14 protein-coding genes are annotated in these 18862 nt (G+C 59.2%); 8 read left to right on the top strand and 6 right to left on the bottom strand.

The annotated features are described in order from the left end of the window. The first annotated feature begins 179 nt into the window (after window positions 1-179). The gene (gene mrdA, locus D8U61_RS18650) at window positions 180-2072 is read left to right on the top strand and encodes a penicillin-binding protein 2 (protein WP_024013654.1); all 1893 of its coding nucleotides are present in this window, start codon (window positions 180-182) and stop codon (window positions 2070-2072) included. A gap of 44 nt (window positions 2073-2116) precedes the next feature. Here the strand turns inward: mrdA and D8U61_RS18645 are convergent, their stop codons facing one another. Further along, a complete protein-coding gene (locus D8U61_RS18645) occupies window positions 2117-2521 on the bottom strand; it encodes a lysozyme inhibitor LprI family protein (RefSeq protein ID WP_024013653.1) in 405 nt (134 codons plus the stop codon). Window positions 2522-2561: 40 nt separating this feature from the next. Then, complete coding sequence (locus D8U61_RS18640) at window positions 2562-3476, bottom strand: ADP-ribosylglycohydrolase family protein (RefSeq protein ID WP_130927446.1); 915 nt, start codon at window positions 3474-3476, stop codon at window positions 2562-2564. A 176-nt stretch (window positions 3477-3652) separates the two neighbouring features. On the opposite strand from D8U61_RS18640, the gene D8U61_RS18635 reads away from it, so the two are divergent. Continuing rightward, complete coding sequence (locus tag D8U61_RS18635; RefSeq protein WP_016775506.1) at window positions 3653-4141, top strand: SRPBCC family protein; 489 nt, start codon at window positions 3653-3655, stop codon at window positions 4139-4141. Window positions 4142-4455: 314 nt separating this feature from the next. On the opposite strand, the gene acnA is transcribed toward D8U61_RS18635, so the two are convergent. Further along, window positions 4456-7197 (bottom strand): aconitate hydratase AcnA, encoded by a 2742-nt coding sequence (gene acnA, locus D8U61_RS18630; protein ID WP_122612727.1) that lies wholly within the window; start codon window positions 7195-7197, stop codon window positions 4456-4458. 220 nt (window positions 7198-7417) lie between these two features. Between acnA and rlmM the strand changes: the two genes are divergently transcribed. Together rlmM and tusA are read left to right on the top strand one after the other, a co-directional pair. After that, a complete protein-coding gene (rlmM, locus tag D8U61_RS18625) occupies window positions 7418-8491 on the top strand; it encodes a 23S rRNA (cytidine(2498)-2'-O)-methyltransferase RlmM (protein ID WP_125927789.1) in 1074 nt (357 codons plus the stop codon). A gap of 144 nt (window positions 8492-8635) precedes the next feature. Next, entirely contained in the window at window positions 8636-8884 is a 249-nt protein-coding gene (tusA, locus tag D8U61_RS18620) for a sulfurtransferase TusA (RefSeq protein WP_016775503.1), read from the top strand. Between the two features lie 47 nt (window positions 8885-8931). On the opposite strand, the gene D8U61_RS18615 is transcribed toward tusA, so the two are convergent. Next, window positions 8932-10341 carry an MATE family efflux transporter gene (locus D8U61_RS18615; RefSeq protein WP_122691337.1) on the bottom strand — a complete coding sequence of 470 codons (1410 nt, stop codon included), beginning with the start codon at window positions 10339-10341 and terminating at the stop codon, window positions 8932-8934. Window positions 10342-10501: 160 nt separating this feature from the next. Here D8U61_RS18615 and pdxB point away from each other — a divergent pair, with 160 nt between their 5' ends. Then, complete coding sequence (gene pdxB, locus D8U61_RS18610) at window positions 10502-11644, top strand: 4-phosphoerythronate dehydrogenase PdxB (protein WP_130888522.1); 1143 nt, start codon at window positions 10502-10504, stop codon at window positions 11642-11644. 167 nt (window positions 11645-11811) lie between these two features. On the opposite strand, the gene D8U61_RS18605 is transcribed toward pdxB, so the two are convergent. Then, window positions 11812-11991, bottom strand: a complete 180-nt coding sequence (locus D8U61_RS18605) for a PA1571 family protein (RefSeq protein ID WP_024013646.1) — start codon at window positions 11989-11991, stop codon at window positions 11812-11814. Between the two features lie 258 nt (window positions 11992-12249). Between D8U61_RS18605 and D8U61_RS18600 the strand changes: the two genes are divergently transcribed. Together D8U61_RS18600 and D8U61_RS18595 are read left to right on the top strand one after the other, a co-directional pair. Further along, window positions 12250-14034 carry an ABC transporter transmembrane domain-containing protein gene (locus D8U61_RS18600; protein ID WP_177433347.1) on the top strand — a complete coding sequence of 595 codons (1785 nt, stop codon included), beginning with the start codon at window positions 12250-12252 and terminating at the stop codon, window positions 14032-14034. Window positions 14035-14089: 55 nt separating this feature from the next. Beyond that, on the top strand, window positions 14090-15118 hold the full coding sequence (locus D8U61_RS18595) for a Fic family protein (protein ID WP_130927445.1): 1029 nt from the start codon (window positions 14090-14092) through the stop codon (window positions 15116-15118). Between the two features lie 105 nt (window positions 15119-15223). Here the strand turns inward: D8U61_RS18595 and D8U61_RS18590 are convergent, their stop codons facing one another. Then, window positions 15224-17152: a transglycosylase SLT domain-containing protein gene (locus D8U61_RS18590; RefSeq protein ID WP_130927444.1), complete on the bottom strand. Its 1929-nt coding sequence runs from the start codon at window positions 17150-17152 to the stop codon at window positions 15224-15226. Window positions 17153-17366: 214 nt separating this feature from the next. Here D8U61_RS18590 and D8U61_RS18585 point away from each other — a divergent pair. After that, window positions 17367-18862, top strand: a 1496-nt coding sequence (locus D8U61_RS18585; protein WP_130927443.1) for an ATP-binding cassette domain-containing protein, incomplete at its 3' end; no start/stop codon positions are given.

Genomic DNA, 18862 nt, shown 5'->3' with positions numbered 1-18862 from the left:
ACCCCAATTGCGAAAGCAGTTGGGGTTTTGTTTTGCCTGCGAGAAAGTTTTCAGCCTGCCACCGGGGAAATTCATCCTGAAGTGGATGGCGAGTTTTGGTATGGTGCAGCTCGTTTTTTAACGGACTGATGTCCTGCCCACGGATCGGCACTCATTTATGTCAAAGAGTTGCTGTAGAAATGCCTGAACCAATCCCGATCAAGGATCATGAAAAAGAGACGCGGCTGGTCAACAAACGATTGATCGCCTGCGCTCTGTTTGTCTTCGCCATCAGCTGCGCTCTGGTGGTGCGCCTGTACATCCTCCAGGTCGTGGAATTCGACTATCACTCGACCATCTCCGAAAACAATCGCGTCCATGTCCTCCCGATACCGCCGACGCGTGGATTGATCTACGACCGCAACGGTGTGTTGCTCGCCGACAATCGCCCCAGCTACAACCTGACCATCACCCGTGAGCGTGCCACCGACGTCAATCAAGAATTGGACGAAGTCATCAACTTGCTGCACTTGCCTGCTGAAGACCGCACGGTGTTCGACAAGGCGATGAAGCAATCCCGGCATCCGTTCACACCGGTCACCCTGTTTTATGAGCTGACGGAAGAGCAGATTGCCGTCCTGGCGGTTAACGAGTTTCGCTTGCCGGGCATTGATGTCGAGCCGCAGTTTGTCCGGCACTATCCCCTGGGCGCACATTTCGCCCATTCGATCGGTTATGTCGGTCGGATCAACGAAAAAGAATCGAAAACCCTCGATTCCGTTGAATACCGAGGTACTCAATCCATTGGTAAAACCGGTATCGAGCGTTTTTATGAAGCGCAGTTGCACGGTCATGTCGGTTACGAAGAAGTGGAAACCAATGCTCAAGGCCGCGTGCTGCGGGTGCTCAAGCACACGGATCCGGTGCCAGGAAAAAATATCGTCCTCAGCCTCGACGTGAAGCTGCAGGAGGCCGCTGAAGCTGCTTTGGGCGACCGTCGTGGTTCGGTGGTAGCGCTCGATCCGTCCACTGGAGAAGTGCTGGCGATGGTCAGCAATCCGAGTTTCGATCCGAATCTGTTCGTCACCGGGATCAGTTCGAAGGAATATTCAGCGCTGCGAGATTCCATCGATCGGCCATTGTTCAACCGCGTATTGCGTGGCCTGTACGCCCCAGGCTCGACGATCAAACCGGAAGTCGCCATCGCTGGTCTGGACGCCGGCGTCGTGACCCCGCAGACCCGCGTATACGATCCCGGCTACTACCAATTACCGGACTTCGATCACAAGTATCGCAACTGGAACCACAGCGGTGATGGTTGGGTGGACATGGACGCGGCGATCATGCGCTCGAACGACACCTACTTCTATGATCTGGCGCACAAGCTTGGCATTGATCGTCTGCACGACTACATGGCGATGTTCGGCCTTGGTGAAAAAGTCTCGCTGGACATGTTTGAAGAGTCGCCTGGTCTGATGCCGTCGCAAGCGTGGAAACGCGCTACTCGGCGACAGGCCTGGTATCCCGGCGAGACAGTTATTCTCGGCATCGGCCAGGGCTACATGCAGGTCACACCACTGCAATTGGCCCAAGCCACGGCACTGATTGCCAACAAAGGGATATGGAATCGGCCGCACCTGGCCAAGTCGGTCGACGGTGTAGCGCCGGTTGACGAGCACCCGATGCCGAACATTCTGCTCAAGGATCCGCGGGATTGGGAGCAGGTCAACCACGGTATGCAGATGGTCATGCACGATGCTCGAGGCATCGCACGAGCGGCGGCTGCGGGGGCGCAATACCGCATCGCTGGCAAGAGTGGTACGGCGCAAGTGGTGGCGATCAAGCAGGGTGAGCGTTACAACCGTGAGAAAACCCTCGAGCGCCACCGTGACAACGCCCTGTTTGTAGGATTTGCACCGGCCGAGCATCCGAAGATCGCCATCTCGGTAATGATCGAAAACGGCGAGGCGGGTGGTCGTGTTGCCGGTCCAGTAGTGCGGCAGATCATGGACGCCTGGTTACTCGATCAGGATGGCCACCTCAAGCCGCAATACGCAGCGCCGAGCAAAGCGCCGGGCGATCCTCACGTCTGAGGCGTAACGGTTCACAGCACAGGCTCCGTAAGCGGAGCCTGTGATTACGCACCGGGTACCGGGCAACTCATATCACCTTCCTCACATTTCAAATACTGCTTGAGGGTTTCTACTCTGGCCTTGGTTACGGCTGTGAGACAACTACTGTAAACCAATGGATAAACACTGCCGCCGTCCACCCCAGAAGCCGAAAACTTGCACTCGGCATCCCGGAAGCTGACCCACGCCCGCTGCGCGTTGACCAACAGCTTCTTTCCGTCCGGGTTGTCCTTCAGGCGTCCGGTGATCTGCTGATAGAGCGTATTCAGTTCCTTGTCTGCCGCTTTGAACGCTTGCCCCGCGCATTGATTCATCGTCGCCTGATCGCTGGCGTTGGTGCAATCAACGGCGGCATGGGCGAAAGGGGCAAACAAAAAAGGCACAGAGGCCAGAAGCAAACGCACTGACATAAGGTTCTCGCTATCTCGAGTGGAAAGGGTGTATCGATTGTTATGTACGTAGCCGGGACGCCTCAAGCAAGCGATCCGCAGTGGCCGTGATTTCCTCGCCTTCATGCAACTGCTCCAGCCAGTGTTCGGGGATCGCCCGAGCGCTGTAGTAAGCACCTGCCAACTGACCCACGATAGCAGCCGTTGTATCCGCATCATCACCGAGATTGGCTGCTTTCAACACCGCTTCGGCGAATGTCTGCGTATGGTGAAAGCACCACAAAGCGGCTTCCAGCGATTGGACGCTATAGCCACTGCCTTTTATTTCAGTTTCCGCTTTGTGAAGGTACTCACCCTGAGCAATCGCAACCACCTTGGGCTGGGAAAGCTGGAGCAGTGGCGACCGCCGAAGCTGTGTTTTCTCCGCACCCTCAAGCGCTCGTGCGATCAGGTCAGCCAGCAACTGACAGCACTCGATTGCCTCCGGCGCCGCATGGGTTGTGCGCGAACTGTCGGCGGCATTGATCTGGATCTGTCCAGCGTCGGGAAAATAAAACAGCACGACTGGTGCCAACCGCATCAGCGACCCGTTACCAGCTGTCAACGGATCAGTCGACCCTGCGAAAGGCTCCCCGGTTCGCTGATACTGTTCCAGCGCTTGGCTGACGGTCATGCCGATGTCGAAACATTCACCGGTGGAGCTCAGGTATCCCCATTTCCACCAATTGAGATAGCGGCCCATCTGATCAGCCGCGTCGAAACCGTTTTTGCGCAGCAGGCTCTCGGCCAGGCACAGTGCCATTGAAGTGTCATCGGTCCATTGCCCTGGCTTGAGCTGGAACGGGCCACCGCCGACCATGTCGCTCAGCGGCTGGAATGATCCTCGCGGCTGGAACTCAACTGTTGTGCCGACCGCATCGCCGCAAGCCAGGCCGAGGAGGGCGCCGCGATATCGATCGGCAAGAGAGGGCTGCATGATTCGTCCTTGTTTCTGCGGATTCGCTGGAAAGATAACAGGTCAGGCGGCGCCGATCACAGAGCGCAAACTACCGCAGAATGTGTCCGCTCGAATGGGTGGCTGCAGCGCTTCGATACAACTTCACATTGGACATGTGGTCATACAAGCCTAGTGTTCAGAACAGGAGGTGACGTATGAAACCAGTACCTAACAGTTTCGAACGCAAGATCACGCTCAAGGCGTCGCGTTCCCACGTCTGGCGTGCATTGGTCGATGCGGAGGCGTTTGGCCAGTGGTTTGGCGTGGCGCTCGAGGGCCGGCGTTTCATTGCCGGTGAGTGGACGCAGGGCCAGGTCACTTACCCCGGTTATGAACACGTATTGTGGAATGTGCTGATCGAGCGGGTCGAGCCGCAGCAGCTGTTTTCTTTCCGCTGGCACCCGTATGCGGTCAACCCGAAGATCGACTACTCACAGGAGCCGACCACGCTGGTCAAGTTCGAATTGCAGGACTTCGAAGACGGCACTCTACTCAAGGTCTCGGAATCCGGCTTCGCGCACATCCCTGATATTCGTCAGAAAGAGGCGTATTACATGGACAGTCGCGGCTGGGAGGAGCAGTTGAGCAGACTTGAACAGTTTCTCGCCGAAAGCGCCAGGGCTCGTGAAAGCGGCGGTGCCTGACAGGTCTAAGGGTTTTCGGAAGTGTTTGTATGGCGAATGTCTTACACGCGTTGGTAGCTTTTACGACTATTGCTGATTGGATCCACTGGGTAATCTACACACATCAACTGAGACACAGGGAGTGTTTCAGGATCATGGACGATCGACCATCGCAAGGATCGCTGCCGACAGGGAGTCGATAATGGTCTTGGGAAAAACCCGCTTCGGCGGGTTTTTTTTCGCCTGAATGCAGGAGCCGCCGAAGGCTGCGATCTTTTGGTCCTGCGTTTGAAAGCCAAGTCAAAAAGATCACAGCCTGGGCGAATGTCACCCCGTCACGAAGCAATCAACTGCCGCAACACATAATGCAGAATCCCGCCGGATTTGAAGTATTCGACCTCATTCAGCGTATCAATCCGGCACAAGACTTCGATTCTCTCCTGACGCCCATCCTCCCGAGTGATAACCAGCGGCAGGTTCATCCGCGGTCTCAGCTCGACGCCGGTCAATCCCAGAATCTCGAACGTCTCTTTGCCGGTCAGATTGAGACTCTTGCGATTCTGATCAAGCTTGAACTGCAACGGCAGCACACCCATGCCGACCAGATTCGAGCGGTGAATACGTTCGAAGCTCTCCGCAATCACGGCTTTGACGCCCAGCAGATTGGTGCCTTTCGCCGCCCAGTCACGGCTCGACCCGGTGCCGTACTCCTGACCGGCAATCACCACCAGCGGCGTACCCGAAGCCTGATATTTCATCGCCGCATCATAGATCGCCATTTTTTCCCCGGTGGGGATGTAAATCGTGTTGCCACCTTCCTCGCCGCCAAGCATTTCGTTGCGAATACGGATGTTGGCAAACGTGCCGCGCATCATCACTTCATGATTGCCGCGACGGGAACCGTAGGAGTTGAAGTCGCGCGGTTCGACGCCTTTTTCCTGCAGATAACGCCCGGCCGGGCTATCGATCTTGATGTTGCCGGCGGGGGAGATGTGGTCGGTGGTCACTGAATCGCCGAGCAAGGCCAAGACCCTCGCGCCTTTAACGTCTTTGACTTCCGGCAGAGGGCCGGAAATGTCGTCGAAGAAAGGTGGATGCTGAATGTAGGTCGAATCGTCCTGCCACACGTAAGTCGCCGCTTGCGGCACCTCGATGGCCTGCCATTGCTCATCACCGGCAAACACTTCGGCGTATTCCTTGTGGAACATCGCCGTATTGACCTGATTCACCGCCTCGGCGATTTCCCGGCTGCTTGGCCAGATATCACGCAGATACACCGGATTGCCCTGTTGATCCTCACCCAGCGGTTCGCTGCTGATATCGGTGCGCACGCTGCCAGCCAATGCGTAAGCGACGACCAGCGGAGGCGAGGCCAGCCAGTTGGTTTTCACCAGTGGGTGTACGCGACCTTCGAAGTTGCGGTTGCCGGACAAGACCGACGCGACGGTCAGATCGGCTTTCTGAATCGCTTTCTCGATCGGCTCCGGCAGTGGCCCGGAGTTGCCGATGCAGGTGGTGCAACCGTAGCCGACCAACGAAAACCCGAGCTGATCAAGGTACTGTGTCAGTCCGGCAGCCTTGTAATAATCGGTGACGACTTTCGAACCCGGCGCCAATGAACTCTTCACCCAAGGTTTGCGCGTCAGGCCTTTCTCGACGGCTTTCTTCGCCAGCAACCCTGCCGCCATCATCACGCTCGGGTTGGAAGTGTTGGTGCAGGAAGTGATCGCGGCGATGACCACGGCACCGTTTTTCAGGCGATAGGTCTTGCCCTCGTATTCGTAGTCCGCTTCGCCCACCAGATCGGCGTTGCCCACCGCCACGCCGCCACCGCCCTCGCTTTCCAGGCGTCCTTCTTCCTTGCTGGTGGGTTTGAATTGCAGGTCGATGAAATCACTGAAGGCCTGCGCGACGTTGGGCAGCGAGACCCGATCCTGCGGGCGTTTCGGCCCGGCCAGGCTGGCCTCGACGCTGCCCATGTCCAAGGCCAGGCTGTCGGTGAACACCGGCTCCTGGCCCGGCAAACGCCACAGGCCTTGAGCCTTGGTGTAGGCCTCGACCAGCTTCACCACTTCCGGCGGCCGGCCGGACAAGCGCAGGTATTCCAGCGTGACATCGTCGACCGGGAAGAAGCCGCATGTCGCACCGTATTCCGGGGCCATGTTGGCGATGGTCGCGCGGTCGGCCAATGGCAGGTCGGCGAGACCGTCGCCATAGAATTCGACGAATTTGCCGACCACCCCTTTTTTGCGCAGCATCTGCGTCACGGTCAGCACCAGGTCGGTGGCGGTGATGCCTTCCTTGAGTTTGCCGGTGAGCTTGAAGCCGATCACCTCCGGAATCAGCATCGACACCGGTTGCCCAAGCATCGCCGCTTCCGCCTCGATCCCGCCAACGCCCCAGCCGAGCACGCCGAGACCGTTGATCATGGTGGTGTGGGAGTCGGTGCCGACCAGGGTGTCGGGGAAGGCGTAGGTGCGGCCATCCTCGTCTTTGGTCCAGACGGTGCGGCCGAGGTACTCAAGGTTGACCTGGTGGCAGATGCCGGTGCCCGGCGGGACCACGCTGAAGTTATCGAACGCACTCTGGCCCCAGCGCAGGAAGGCATAGCGCTCGCCGTTGCGTTGCATTTCGATGTCGACGTTCTGTTCAAACGCACTGGCGCTGGCAAACTTGTCGACCATCACCGAGTGGTCGATCACCAGATCCACCGGCGACAACGGATTGATCCGCTGCGGATCGCCGCCGGCCTTGGCCATTGCCGCACGCATGGCGGCGAGATCGACCACGGCGGGGACGCCGGTAAAATCCTGCATCAATACACGGGCAGGGCGGTACTGGATTTCGCGATCGGAGCGGCGCTCCTTGAGCCAGGCGGCGATGGCTTTGAGGTCAGCGCCGGTGACGGTTTTTTCGTCTTCCCAGCGCAGAAGATTTTCCAGCAGGACCTTCAGTGACATCGGCAGCTTGTCGAGATCGCCCAGGCTTTTGGCGGCTTCCGGCAGGCTGAAATAGTGGTAGGTCGTGGCGTCGATTTGTAGGGTTTTCAGTGACTTCAGACTATCGAGGGACGGCATTACGATCACTCCTTTGAGTCCGCACGGCTACGGACTGAGGGGACGGGCAGCATTAAACCTAGCCCTGTTTTGAGTAGCTGGCTAATAACTGGACTCTATCGGCGCAACCATGGTTCCGACTTCAGCTATCATGCGCCGGTTTTCGTGACAGGCATTGCGGCAACGCAAGGCTTGAGCATCGCGCAGCGGCCGAATGATCGACCGCTGCCCAGGAGTAAGAATGAACACCCTATTCATGCATTGCCGGCCCGGCTTCGAAGGCGAAGTCTGTTCGGAGATTTCCGATCTCGCCGCCCGTCTCAATGTCGCCGGTTACGCCAAAGCCAAAACCGCCACGGCCTGCGCCGAGTTTGTCTGCACCGAAGCCGACGGCGCCGAACGCCTGATGCGCGGTCAGCGTTTCGCCGAATTGATCTTCCCTCGGCAGTGGGCGCGCGGCTTTTTCATCGATCTGCCGGAAAACGATCGGATCAGCGTAATCCTCGCGCACATGGCCGATTTTCCGGTGTTTGGCAGTCTGTGGCTGGAAGTGGTCGATACCAATGACGGCAAGGAACTGTCGAATTTCTGCAAAAAGTTCGAAGGCCCGCTGCGCAAGGCGCTGACCGCCGCTGGCAAACTGGTGGAAGACGCCAGCAAGCCGCGTTTGTTGCTGACCTTCAAAAGTGGTCGCGAAGTGTTTCTCGGCATGGCCGATGCCGGCAATTCGGCGATGTGGCCGATGGGCATCCCGCGCCTGAAGTTTCCTCGCGAGGCACCCAGCCGTTCGACCTTGAAGCTGGAGGAGGCGTGGCATCACTTCATTCCACGTGATCAGTGGGAAGACCGCCTGCACAGCGACATGACCGGCGTTGACCTCGGCGCCGCGCCGGGCGGCTGGACCTGGCAACTGGTCAACCGTGGCATGCTGGTGACGGCTATCGACAACGGCCCGATGGCTGAAAGCCTGATGGAAACCGGGCTGGTCCAGCATCTGATGGCAGACGGTTTCACCTTCAAGCCGAAGCAGCCGGTGGACTGGATGGTTTGCGACATTGTCGAGAAACCTGCGCGCAACGCGGCGATGCTGGAAGAGTGGATCGGCGAAGGACATTGCCGCGAAGCAGTGGTCAACCTGAAGCTGCCGATGAAGCAGCGTTATGCCGAAGTGAAACGTCTGCTCGAGCGCATTGCCGATGGATTCAAGGCACGTGGGATCAAAGTTGATATCGGCTGCAAGCAGCTGTATCACGACCGCGAGGAAGTGACTTGCCATCTGCGCCGGCACGACAGCAGAAAAACCAAATCGCGCTGACACAACACTGAACCTGCGGGAGCGAGCCTGCTCGCGAAAGCGGTGGGGCTGACGGATTGCCTTCGCGAGCAGGCTCGCTCCCACATGGGTTGGACGATATCCCAAGCAATGCGCGACAATGCCGGCCAGTTTCTGGAGTGAACCATGAGTGAAATGATCGATACCCCGGTCGACGGCACCCTCGACGCCACCGGCCTCAATTGCCCGGAACCGGTGATGATGCTGCACCAGCACATCCGCGATCTGGTGCCCGGCGGCCTGCTCAAGGTGATCGCCACCGATCCCTCGACCAAGCGCGATATCCCCAAGTTCTGCGTGTTTCTTGACCATGAACTGGTCAGCCAGCACGAAGAGGCCGGCACCTATCTGTACTGGATTCGTAAGAAGTCCTGATTCTGGGAAAAAAAAGACCTGCAAATGCAGGTCTTTTTTATGGGTGATCAACCCGCCGAACGACTGATTCGAATCCGCTTGCGCGCACTGCGTGTCAGACGAATCGACAGCATCAACGCTGCGCAGCTTAAGCCGACAATCAAACCCTGCCACAAACCGCTCGGACCGCGTGGCTCGCCGAGCCAATCGGTCAGGCCCAGCGCATAACCGACCGGCAAACCAATCCCCCAGTAGGCGAACAGGGTCAGGATCATCGTCACCCGAGTATCCTGATAACCACGCAGTGCGCCTGCCGCAGTCACCTGGATCGCATCGGAAAACTGGAACAGCGCTGAATAGACAATCAGCATCGCCGCAATGTGAATCACCGTTGGATCAGCGGTATAGATCGCCGCAATCGGCTCGCGCAGCGCCAGCATCAGGCTCGCCGACAGGCAGGCGTAGGCCAGCGCCGTGCCCATGCCGACTCCAGCGGCAAAACGCGCCTCACGCGGTTCCTCGCGGCCCAGCGCCTGGCCGACACGCACGGTAACCGCCATGCCCAGCGAGTACGGGATCATGAACACCAGCGAGCTGACGTTCAGCGCGATCTGATGCCCGGCCACCACCGTCGCGCCGAGGCTGCCGATCAGCAGGGCGATCACAGCGAAGATGCTCGACTCGGCAAACACCGCGATGCCGATCGGCAAACCAATCGACAGCAGACGTTTGATCACCGTCCACTGCGGCCAGTCGAAACGGCTGAACAGTTCGCTTGAGCGATAGGCTGGTGCCCAGCGTTCGTAGCCGGCCAGGCCCAGCGCCATCACCCACATCACGATTGCCGTGGCCCAGCCGCAGCCGACGCCGCCCATGGCCGGCACGCCGAAGTGGCCATAAATGAAGATGTAGTTCAACGGGATGTTCAATGCCAGACCGCACAGGCCCAGCACCATGGCCGGGCGGGTGCGGCCGATGCCGTCGCTGGTGCAGCGCAGCACGTGATAGAAGGCCACCGCCGGCAAGCCGCTGGCGATGCCGTGCAGATATTGCATGCACGGGCCGATCAACTCGGGATCGACTTTCATCAGATGCAGCACCGGCTCGGCGGCGATCAGCATCGAGGTGGCGATCAATCCGACTACCAATGCCAGCCACAACGCCTGACGCACGATCGGGCCGATCTCGCTGTGCTTGCCGGCGCCGAAACGCTGGGCGACTTTTGGTGTGGTGGCCAGCAGGGTGCCGGTCATCAACAGAAACACCGGGACCCAGATCGAGTTGCCCAGTGCCACTGCCGCCAGGTCCTTGGGCCCGACGCGCCCGGCCATCACCGCATCGACGAAGCCCATCGCCGTGGTCGCCAGTTGCGCGATGATGATCGGCAGGGCGAGGGCGAGCAGGTTTTTCAACTCCAGGCGAATCCGCGCAGGGCGGCTCAGCGAGACGGCGACAGGTTGGTCAGTTACAGGGTTCACAGGCAAAGCGTCCAGAAAGTATTGATGCGCAGAGCGGCGCATTCTACGCCGCTGACGCCTCGGTCAGGAAATATCCTCTGTTGCGTATTTGTAAGCGCAAACCCTGCTGGCTGAACGACGCGTCAGCACCTAAACTGCCGATCCGCCCAAGGAGCCCGCCATGCTGATTGTTGCCGACGAAAATATCCCGCTGCTCGATGCCTTTTTTGCCGGTTTCGGTGACATCCGCCGAGTGCCGGGCCGCTCCATTGACCGCGCGACGGTCGAGCACGCCGATGTGTTGCTGGTGCGTTCGGTGACCAACGTCAATCGCGCGCTGCTTGAAGGCAGCAAGGTGCGCTTTGTCGGCACCTGCACCATCGGCACCGATCATCTGGATCTCGATTACTTCAACGAGGCCGGGATCTGCTGGTCGAGCGCGCCGGGGTGTAATGCCCGTGGCGTGGTCGATTACGTACTGGGCAGTCTGATGACACTGGCCGAAATCGAAGGGGTTGATCTGACGCAGCGTACTTACGGCGTCGTCGGCGCCGGTGAAGTGGGGGGGCGCTTGATCAAGGTCCTGAAAGGCCTGGGCTGGAACGTCAAGGTTTGCGACCCGCCGCGTCAGGCTGCCGAGGGCGGCGATTATGTCAGCCTTGAGCAGATCATCGAGCAGTGCGACGTGATCAGTCTGCATACGCCATTGACCCGCAGCGGCGACTCTGCAACCTGGCACCTGTTCGATCAACAGCGTTTGCAGCAACTCAAGCAGGGTGCATGGCTGATCAACGCGGCGCGTGGCCCTGTAGTGGACAATGCAGCGCTGCGTGAGGTGCTGCTGGAGCGCGAGGACCTGCAAGCGGTGCTCGACGTCTGGGAAAAAGAGCCGGAAGTCGACCCTGCGCTGGCCGAACTCTGCGTATTGGCCACGCCACATATTGCCGGTTACAGCCTCGATGGCAAGCAACGCGGGACCGCGCAGATTTATCAGGCCTACTGCGCTTTCAGCGGCCAACCTGCAGCTATCCAGCTCAGCGATCTGCTGCCAGCAACCTGGTTGTCGGAAGTTTCCCTGCACGGTGACAGCGATCCGGCATGGGCGCTGGCGATGTTGTGCCGGGGCGTGTACGACCCGCGCCGCGATGATGCGGATTTCCGCCGCAGTCTCGTGGGAAATGTCGCCGAGCAGCGAGCGGCGTTTGACGTGTTGCGCAAGCAGTATCCGGTGCGCCGCGAGATCGAAGGGCTGAAGGTGCGAATCGAAGGTGATGCGCCGGGGTTGCGGCAGATTGTGGCGGCGCTGGGGGCGGTGGCTGTCTGAATCAGCGCTGGCCTTTTCGCGAGCAGGCTCGCTCCCACAGGGGATCTACAGTGCAGCAAAGTTAAAGGTGGGAGCGAGCCTGCTCGCGAAAGCCACACCACCAATCCCGAATTGCAGATATAAAAAACCCGGCCAGTCAGGGCCGGGTCAGGAAGACGGTGGCTACATCACTCTTGTTCGGCAGGCTTGACCAATCGCTTCTCCAGTTCGCGGCAAGCGTCCTGGATCATGTCTTCAGTGATCGGTACTTCGCGGCCCTGCTCATCGATAATCGAGCAACCCAGAGACTGGTCGGGTTTGGTGCGGATCACTTCAATCTTGTCTTCGCTGCTGTGTTGCAAGGACATGGCCTGTCTCCTCATCAGGTTGTGTGCCTAAGTTAAAACCGCCACGTGACCAGGCTGTGACAACTCCCTGCGGTCTGTCGGCGGGCGGCATCTCTACTCAAACAGAAATGACCGCTCGTCTCAACCGCAACCTTAGACCAATCGTTTCTAGCATCCGGACATCCCGGGCATATTTAACCTGACTCATTGTGATTTACAGAGTTCCACCCCATCTGAGTCTGTAGGCTGGCCCGATCCATCTGCGCAGACGTGAACTCCATGATCTCCATGCTTTCTTCCCGACACCGGCGCGCCCTGCGCCTGACCAGTCATTTTCTCCTGCCGTACCGCTGGCATGCCTTCGGCGCTCTACTCGCGCTGATCGTCACCGCCGGCATTACCCTGTCGATGGGGCAGGGCATCAAGTTGTTGGTAGACCAGGGTTTCATGACCCGTTCGCCGCATCTGCTCAATCAGTCCATCGGCATTTTCATGTTGCTGGTGCTCGGGCTGGCGCTGGGCACCTTTGCCCGTTTCTATCTGGTGTCGTGGATAGGCGAGCGCGTGGTCGCCGACATTCGCCGTCAGGTGTTCAATCACCTGGTGTATCTGCATCCGGGCTTTTATGAGGACAACCGCAGCTCGGAAATCCAGTCGCGCCTGACCGCTGACACCACGCTGCTGCAATCGGTGATCGGCTCGTCACTCTCGCTGTTCCTGCGCAATCTGCTGATGGTCATCGGTGGTGTAGTGCTGCTGTTCATCACCAATCCGAAGTTGACCAGCATTGTCGTGATTGCACTGCCGCTGGTGATCGCGCCAATCCTGATTTTCGGCCGCCGTGTGCGCAATCTGTCGCGCCAGAGCCAGGACCGTATCGCCGACATTGGCAGCTATGTGTCGGAAACCCTCGGCCAGATCAAAACCGTGCAAGCCTACAACCACCAGGTTCAGGACGAGCAGCGTTTCGCTTCGACCGTCGAGCAGGCGTTCGAAACCGCGCGCAAACGGATCTTCCAGCGAGCGTGGTTGATCACTTTGGTGATCGTGCTGGTGCTTGGCGCGGTGGCGGTGATGTTGTGGGTCGGCGGCATGGACGTAATGGCCGGGCGTATCTCGGCCGGCGAGCTGGCGGCATTCGTTTTCTACAGCCTGATTGTCGGCAGCGCGTTCGGCACGCTGAGCGAAGTGATCGGCGAACTGCAACGCGCTGCGGGTGCCGCTGAACGCATCGCGGAATTGCTGCGCTCGGAAAACATCATCCAGCCACCGTCGACCGGACTGGTCGCTTTGCCAGCGCGAGTCAAAGGAGAACTTGAACTGCGCGACGTGCGTTTTTCCTACCCGTCGCGTCCGCAAAGCTACGCAGTTGATGGCTTGAATCTGACGGTGAGGGCGGGCGAAACCCTGGCATTGGTGGGGCCGTCGGGCGCGGGCAAGTCCACGGTTTACGACTTGTTGCTGCGCTTCTACGATCCACGCGAGGGGCAGATTCTCCTAGATGGCGTGCCGCTGACCAGCCTTGACCCGCTGGATCTGCGCCGCTGTTTCGCCCTGGTCTCGCAAACCCCTGCATTGTTCTTCGGCAGTGTGGAGGACAACATCCGCTACGGCTGCCCGACGGCCACGCTTGAACAGGTCAAGGAAGCTGCGCGAATTGCCCACGCCCACGACTTCATCGAACAAATGCCGGACGGCTATCAGACTCATCTCGGCGACGGCGGCCTCGGGTTGTCCGGCGGTCAGCGCCAACGTCTGGCCATTGCCCGCGCCTTGCTGGTAGACGCGCCGATCCTGCTCTTGGACGAAGCTACCAGCGCCCTCGACGCACAGAGCGAGCATCTGATCCAGCAGGCCCTGCCAACGCTGATGGAAAACCGCACCACGTTGGTCATCGCGCACCGACTGGCCACGGTGAAGAACGCTGACCGCATTGCAGTGATGGATCAAGGCAAGCTGGTAGCGGTGGGGACACATCAGCAATTGATCGCCAGCAATCCGCTGTACGCACGGCTGGCGGCGTTGCAGTTTAATGATGGTTATGAGGCGACTAAACAGAACTGATGCATGGCGCCAACATCGGGCATCATTACGAACTGCATGATTTCAGGATGAGGATATGAGTCGTTATCAGCCGCCGCTGACCTTGACTGCACGAATGATTACGCTGATCGCCGAAATCAGCGAACAGATAGGTCAGCTCTTGGCTGTGGACGATAGTCGGCAGACGCCTCAGCTGCGTCGAAGCAATCGAATCCGTACGATTCAGGCTTCGCTGGCTATCGAAAACAATACATTGAGTGTTGAACAGGTCACTGCGGTCATTGCCGGGCGTCGAGTCCTGGGGTTGCCCAAGGAGATACAGGAAGTTCACAACGCTTTTGCGGCGTATGAGTCGATGCCCACCTGGAATCCGGGCAGCAAGCCTGATCTGTTGCGAGCCCATGAGTTATTGATGCACGGTTTGATAAAAGATAGTGGGCAATTACGCCGTACGGGCGTTGGCATCTATCGAGGCGATCAGTTGGTGCATATGGCGTCCCCCCCGGGCCGGATTACGCATCTGGTCGATGACCTCTTGGCATGGCTTGGCTCATCTGATTGGCATCCGTTGATCATCAGTTGTGTCTTCCATTACGAATTCGAGTTTATTCATCCTTTCGCGGATGGAAATGGGAGGATGGGGCGTCTCTGGCAAACTCTGATTCTCAGTCAGTGGCGACCGGTACTTGCCTACTTGCCAGTTGAGGCGGTTATCCGGGATCAACAGGACGCCTATTACGCTGCGCTCTCGACGGCGGACCGGATGGCAGAATCGACGCCGTTTGTTGAATTCATGCTCCACGCGTTGAGTCTTGCACTGCGCGAAGCCGTCGAAAGCGAGTCTTTGACCGACCCAGTAACCGACCCAGTAACCGACCCAGTAAAGAGGCTTTTGCTAACGTTGCAAAACCGGGCGCTGAAAACCAGTGAGCTAATGGGCGAATTGGGTCTTACACATAAGGCGACATTTAGATCCAACTACCTTAAACCGGCACTGGCAGCGGGATTGGTCGAAATGACGGATCCTCAAAGTCCGAACAGTCCCGTTCAGAAATACCTGCTCACAGAGGAGGGCAAGCTCAAGGTCGTGCAGGCGAAAAGATAGATCTGCTGCGCTAAAAAAATGCCCGCATTGCAGTGCGGGCATTTTTGTTGAGCCAGATCAAAAGATCGCTGTCTTCGGTGGCTTCTACGTAACCGGCATTACCCGTTACTGATCATCAAAATACCGCTCATGCCAATCCACCAGCGGTTGCGGCGAGTTGAGCTTTTGCCCGTAGATCACCGAGTAGGACAACACGTTCTGCACGTATTGACGGGTTTCGTCGAACGGGATGCTTTCCACCCAGACGTCGAAACTCAGGTGATCAGCGCCGCGCAGCCACTGACGCACGCGGCCGGGGCCGGCGTTGTAAGCGGCGGAGGCGAGTACGCGGTTGCCGTTGAACTGGCTGTGAACCTGGCTGAGGTAAGCGGCGCCGAGCTGAATGTTCTTGTCTGGATTGAGCACCTGCTGCGGCGAAGCCAAGGGGATGCTGAATTTGCGTGCGGTTTCCTTGGCTGTGGCTGGCATCAATTGCATCAGGCCGCTGGCGCCGACGCTGGAGCGCGCGTCATCCATGAAGGCGCTTTCCTGCCGGGTGATGGCGAACACCCAGCTCGAATGCAGGCCGCGCACCTTGGCTTCACGCACGAGGGTATCGCGGTGCGCCATCGGGAAGCGGATGTCCAGATCGTCCCAGTACTGCGCCTGACTGATGGTGCGGATCGCCGGGAAGTACCATTTCAGGTCGTAGGCCAGTTTGGCCTGGGCGACCATTTCGTCGCGATTGAAATGACGGCTGACGTGATACCACTCGCGACGCCCGTCGACGATCTGCCCGCGTGCATGGAACTCCAGCGCGCGGCGCACGCCGGGGGTGTTACGAACCTTGTTGATCAGCGCCTGGCTGAGCACCAGCGGCTTGTTGTTCAGCGAGTAAGGCGACTGTGAACGGTCTGCGGCGAGGAAGCCGTAGAAGTCTCGTTCCCGCGCCAGATTTTTGTACAGGGTCAGCGCTTGCGGGTTTTGTGGCTCGGCCAGTTCCAGGCTGCGCGCCTGCCAGTAGCGCCAACGGTTGGTGGTGGCCAGGTCTTGCGGCAGACGTTTGGTCAGCTCATACGCATCATTCCAGCGTGCCAGACGCAAGAGCAGGCGCAGGCGCCATTCCGAGACGGTGTTGTCGCGCAGCTCCGGATCGTATTTGGTCATGACATCCAGCGCGCGGCTGTCGAAGCGGCGCGCAAGGGTCAGGCCGATCTCGCGAGCGATCGCGACTTTTTCATCACGAGAGAAATGCATGCTGCTGGCGTAACCGTCGAGCAAAGCCATAGCCTTGTCCGGATCCTGCCGAGCGAGGCGGCGCAGGCCGAGGCTGACGACGTCTGACATCGGCTCGTCGGCCGGGGTGAAGCGCGACGGCTGGTTGAGCAGTTCGGGTTTCTGCGCCACGTCGACCAGCAAGCGACCGCGCGGGGCGAGGGTGGTGAGGCCGTTGATCAGGCTGTTGGCCAGCGGATAGTTGCGGGCCTGCGCGGCAAGTTTGGTGCGCTCCCAGCGTTTCTGCTCGGTAAGCTGGCCGTCGGCAGCCCAGATGCCGAACAGCGCGTCACAGGCGGCCGGTTGCGATTTGCCGGTCAGCCAGAGTTTTTCCGCACTGGCATATCCTTCGGCTTTCTTGTCGTGGCTGATCTGGTACTGCGCGTTGAGGCAGTCCAGTTCGGTGAAATTCAGCTTCGGATCGTAATACTTGACGAAGGTCGCCCAGTCGCCACGGTCGGCGAGCCAGCGCAACCAGCGCAGTTTCATCCAGTTGGCTTGCGGCAGGTCACCGTGTTCGGCGAGGAATTTCTCGATTTCCGCGTTGCTCGCCGTCTTCAGGCGGGCGGTCAGTTCGTCGTAGGCCAGATACGGCTCCAGCGGATAATCGGCCAGCGCCTGGCTGTAACGGAAATACGGGCCGGTATCACCCTTGGCCAAGGCGCGCTTGGCTTCATCGTAATACTGGCGTTGGGTGGACAGGTCCACCGCCTGGACGGATTGAGCGGCAGTGGCGGTAAGAAACAAGCAGGACAAAACACTGAAAAGGCGACTGCGCATGAGACATCCGGGCAGAGAAATCATGACAAGTGCCGATCGAAATCCGCACTGAATTGCCTGTAGCTTAGCCTTTTGCCAGCAAGCGGCGAAAGCTTTGCGAGCCTCGCTGCACAAGTTCGCAACAAATGTTGTGCAGAGTGCTTCGACAGACAAATTGCCGGCCTGCTCAAGCCTCAAGTCAGGTAGAATGCGCGCCCGGTTTTTGGAGAAGCTCATGACCCTGCTCAAATTCAGCGATGTGTCCCTTGCGTTCGGCGCTATGCCGTTGTTGGACAAGGTGTCCTGGCAGATCGCCCGTGGTGAGCGGGTGTGCATCATCGGTCGCAACGGCACTGGCAAGTCCAGCATGATGAAACTGGTCAAGGGCGACCAGAAGCCCGATGACGGCTCGGTGTGGCGTGCCCCCGGTCTGAAAATCGGCGAATTGCCGCAAGAATTGCCAGTGGCCGACGACCGGACGGTATTCGATGTGGTGGCTGAAGGCCTCGACGGTGTAGGCGCCTTGCTCGCCGAATACCATCACCTGAGCCAGAACATCGTCACCGACGCCGATCTGGACAAGCTGATGCACGTTCAGCACGACCTCGAAGCCCGTGACGGCTGGCGCTTGCAGACGCTGGTCGACAGCACCCTGAGCCGCCTGCAACTGCCGGCCGACAAGACCCTCGCCGAGTTGTCCGGCGGCTGGCGTCGTCGCGTGCTGCTGGCGCAGGCGCTCGTGTCCGAACCGGACCTGCTGCTGCTCGACGAACCGACCAACCACCTGGACATCGGTGCGATTGCCTGGCTCGAAGAAGCGCTGAAAGATTTCCAGGGCGCCGTGCTGTTCATCACGCACGACCGTTCCTTCCTGCAAAACCTCGCCACGCGCATCCTCGAACTGGATCGCGGCGGCCTGATCGACTGGAACGGCGACTACGCCAGTTTCCTCGTGCACAAAGAGGCCGCGCTGGCCGCTGAAGAAACCGCCAACGCGCTGTTCGACAAGCGTCTGGCTCAGGAAGAAGTGTGGATCCGTCAGGGTATCAAGGCCCGGCGCACCCGTAACGAAGGTCGTGTGCGCGCTCTGAAAGCCCTGCGCGTTGAGCGCAGTGAGCGTCGCGAGCGTACCGGCAAGGCCAACATCCAGCTGGAAACCGCGGACAAATCCGGCAAGCAGGTGATGGTCCTCGAGAACGTGAGCTTCGCGCATCCGGGCGGGCCGTTCCTGATCAAGGATTTCTCCATGGTCCTGCAGCGCGGCGACCGTATCGGTCTGCTCGGCGCTAACGGTACCGGCAAGACCACTCTGTTGAAACTGATGCTCAGCGGTCTGCAACCGACCAGCGGCAAAGTGGAGGAGGGCACGCGTATCGACGTCGCCTACTTCGACCAGTTGCGCCATCAGCTGGATCTGGAAAAAACCGTGATCGACAACGTCGCCGAAGGTCGCGACTTCATCGACATCGACGGGCAGAGCCGCCATGTGCTGAGCTATCTCGGCGACTTCCTGTTCAGCCCGCAGCGTGCACGCACGCCGGTCAAGGCGTTGTCCGGTGGCGAGCGTGCGCGTCTGTTGCTGGCGAAGCTGTTCAGCAAACCGGCGAACCTGCTGGTACTCGACGAACCGACCAACGACCTCGATGTGGAAACCCTCGAGCTGCTCGAAGAAGTGCTGCTGACCTTCAACGGCACCGTGCTGATGGTCAGCCACGACCGGGCATTCCTCGA

The sequence above is a fragment of the Pseudomonas sp. Sample_14 genome, assembly GCF_004307515.1.
GTDB lineage: Bacteria > Pseudomonadota > Gammaproteobacteria > Pseudomonadales > Pseudomonadaceae > Aquipseudomonas > Aquipseudomonas atacamensis.
Note: the sequence above shows the minus strand (reverse complement) of the source record. Positions and strands in the feature narration are given on the sequence as shown.

Excerpts from the sequence above, each read along its gene's own strand:
- mrdA (WP_024013654.1), top strand. The coding sequence starts at position 180 with ATGCCTGAACCAATCCCGATCAAGGATCATGAAAAAGAGACGCGGCTG.
- D8U61_RS18645 (WP_024013653.1), bottom strand. The coding sequence starts at position 2,521 with ATGTCAGTGCGTTTGCTTCTGGCCTCTGTGCCTTTTTTGTTTGCCCCT.
- D8U61_RS18640 (WP_130927446.1), bottom strand. The coding sequence starts at position 3,476 with ATGCAGCCCTCTCTTGCCGATCGATATCGCGGCGCCCTCCTCGGCCTG.
- D8U61_RS18635 (WP_016775506.1), top strand. The coding sequence starts at position 3,653 with ATGAAACCAGTACCTAACAGTTTCGAACGCAAGATCACGCTCAAGGCG.
- acnA (WP_122612727.1), bottom strand. The coding sequence starts at position 7,197 with ATGCCGTCCCTCGATAGTCTGAAGTCACTGAAAACCCTACAAATCGAC.
- rlmM (WP_125927789.1), top strand. The coding sequence starts at position 7,418 with ATGAACACCCTATTCATGCATTGCCGGCCCGGCTTCGAAGGCGAAGTC.
- tusA (WP_016775503.1), top strand. The coding sequence starts at position 8,636 with ATGAGTGAAATGATCGATACCCCGGTCGACGGCACCCTCGACGCCACC.
- pdxB (WP_130888522.1), top strand. The coding sequence starts at position 10,502 with ATGCTGATTGTTGCCGACGAAAATATCCCGCTGCTCGATGCCTTTTTT.
- D8U61_RS18605 (WP_024013646.1), bottom strand. The coding sequence starts at position 11,991 with ATGTCCTTGCAACACAGCAGCGAAGACAAGATTGAAGTGATCCGCACC.
- D8U61_RS18600 (WP_177433347.1), top strand. The coding sequence starts at position 12,250 with ATGATCTCCATGCTTTCTTCCCGACACCGGCGCGCCCTGCGCCTGACC.
- D8U61_RS18595 (WP_130927445.1), top strand. The coding sequence starts at position 14,090 with ATGAGTCGTTATCAGCCGCCGCTGACCTTGACTGCACGAATGATTACG.
- D8U61_RS18590 (WP_130927444.1), bottom strand. The coding sequence starts at position 17,152 with ATGCGCAGTCGCCTTTTCAGTGTTTTGTCCTGCTTGTTTCTTACCGCC.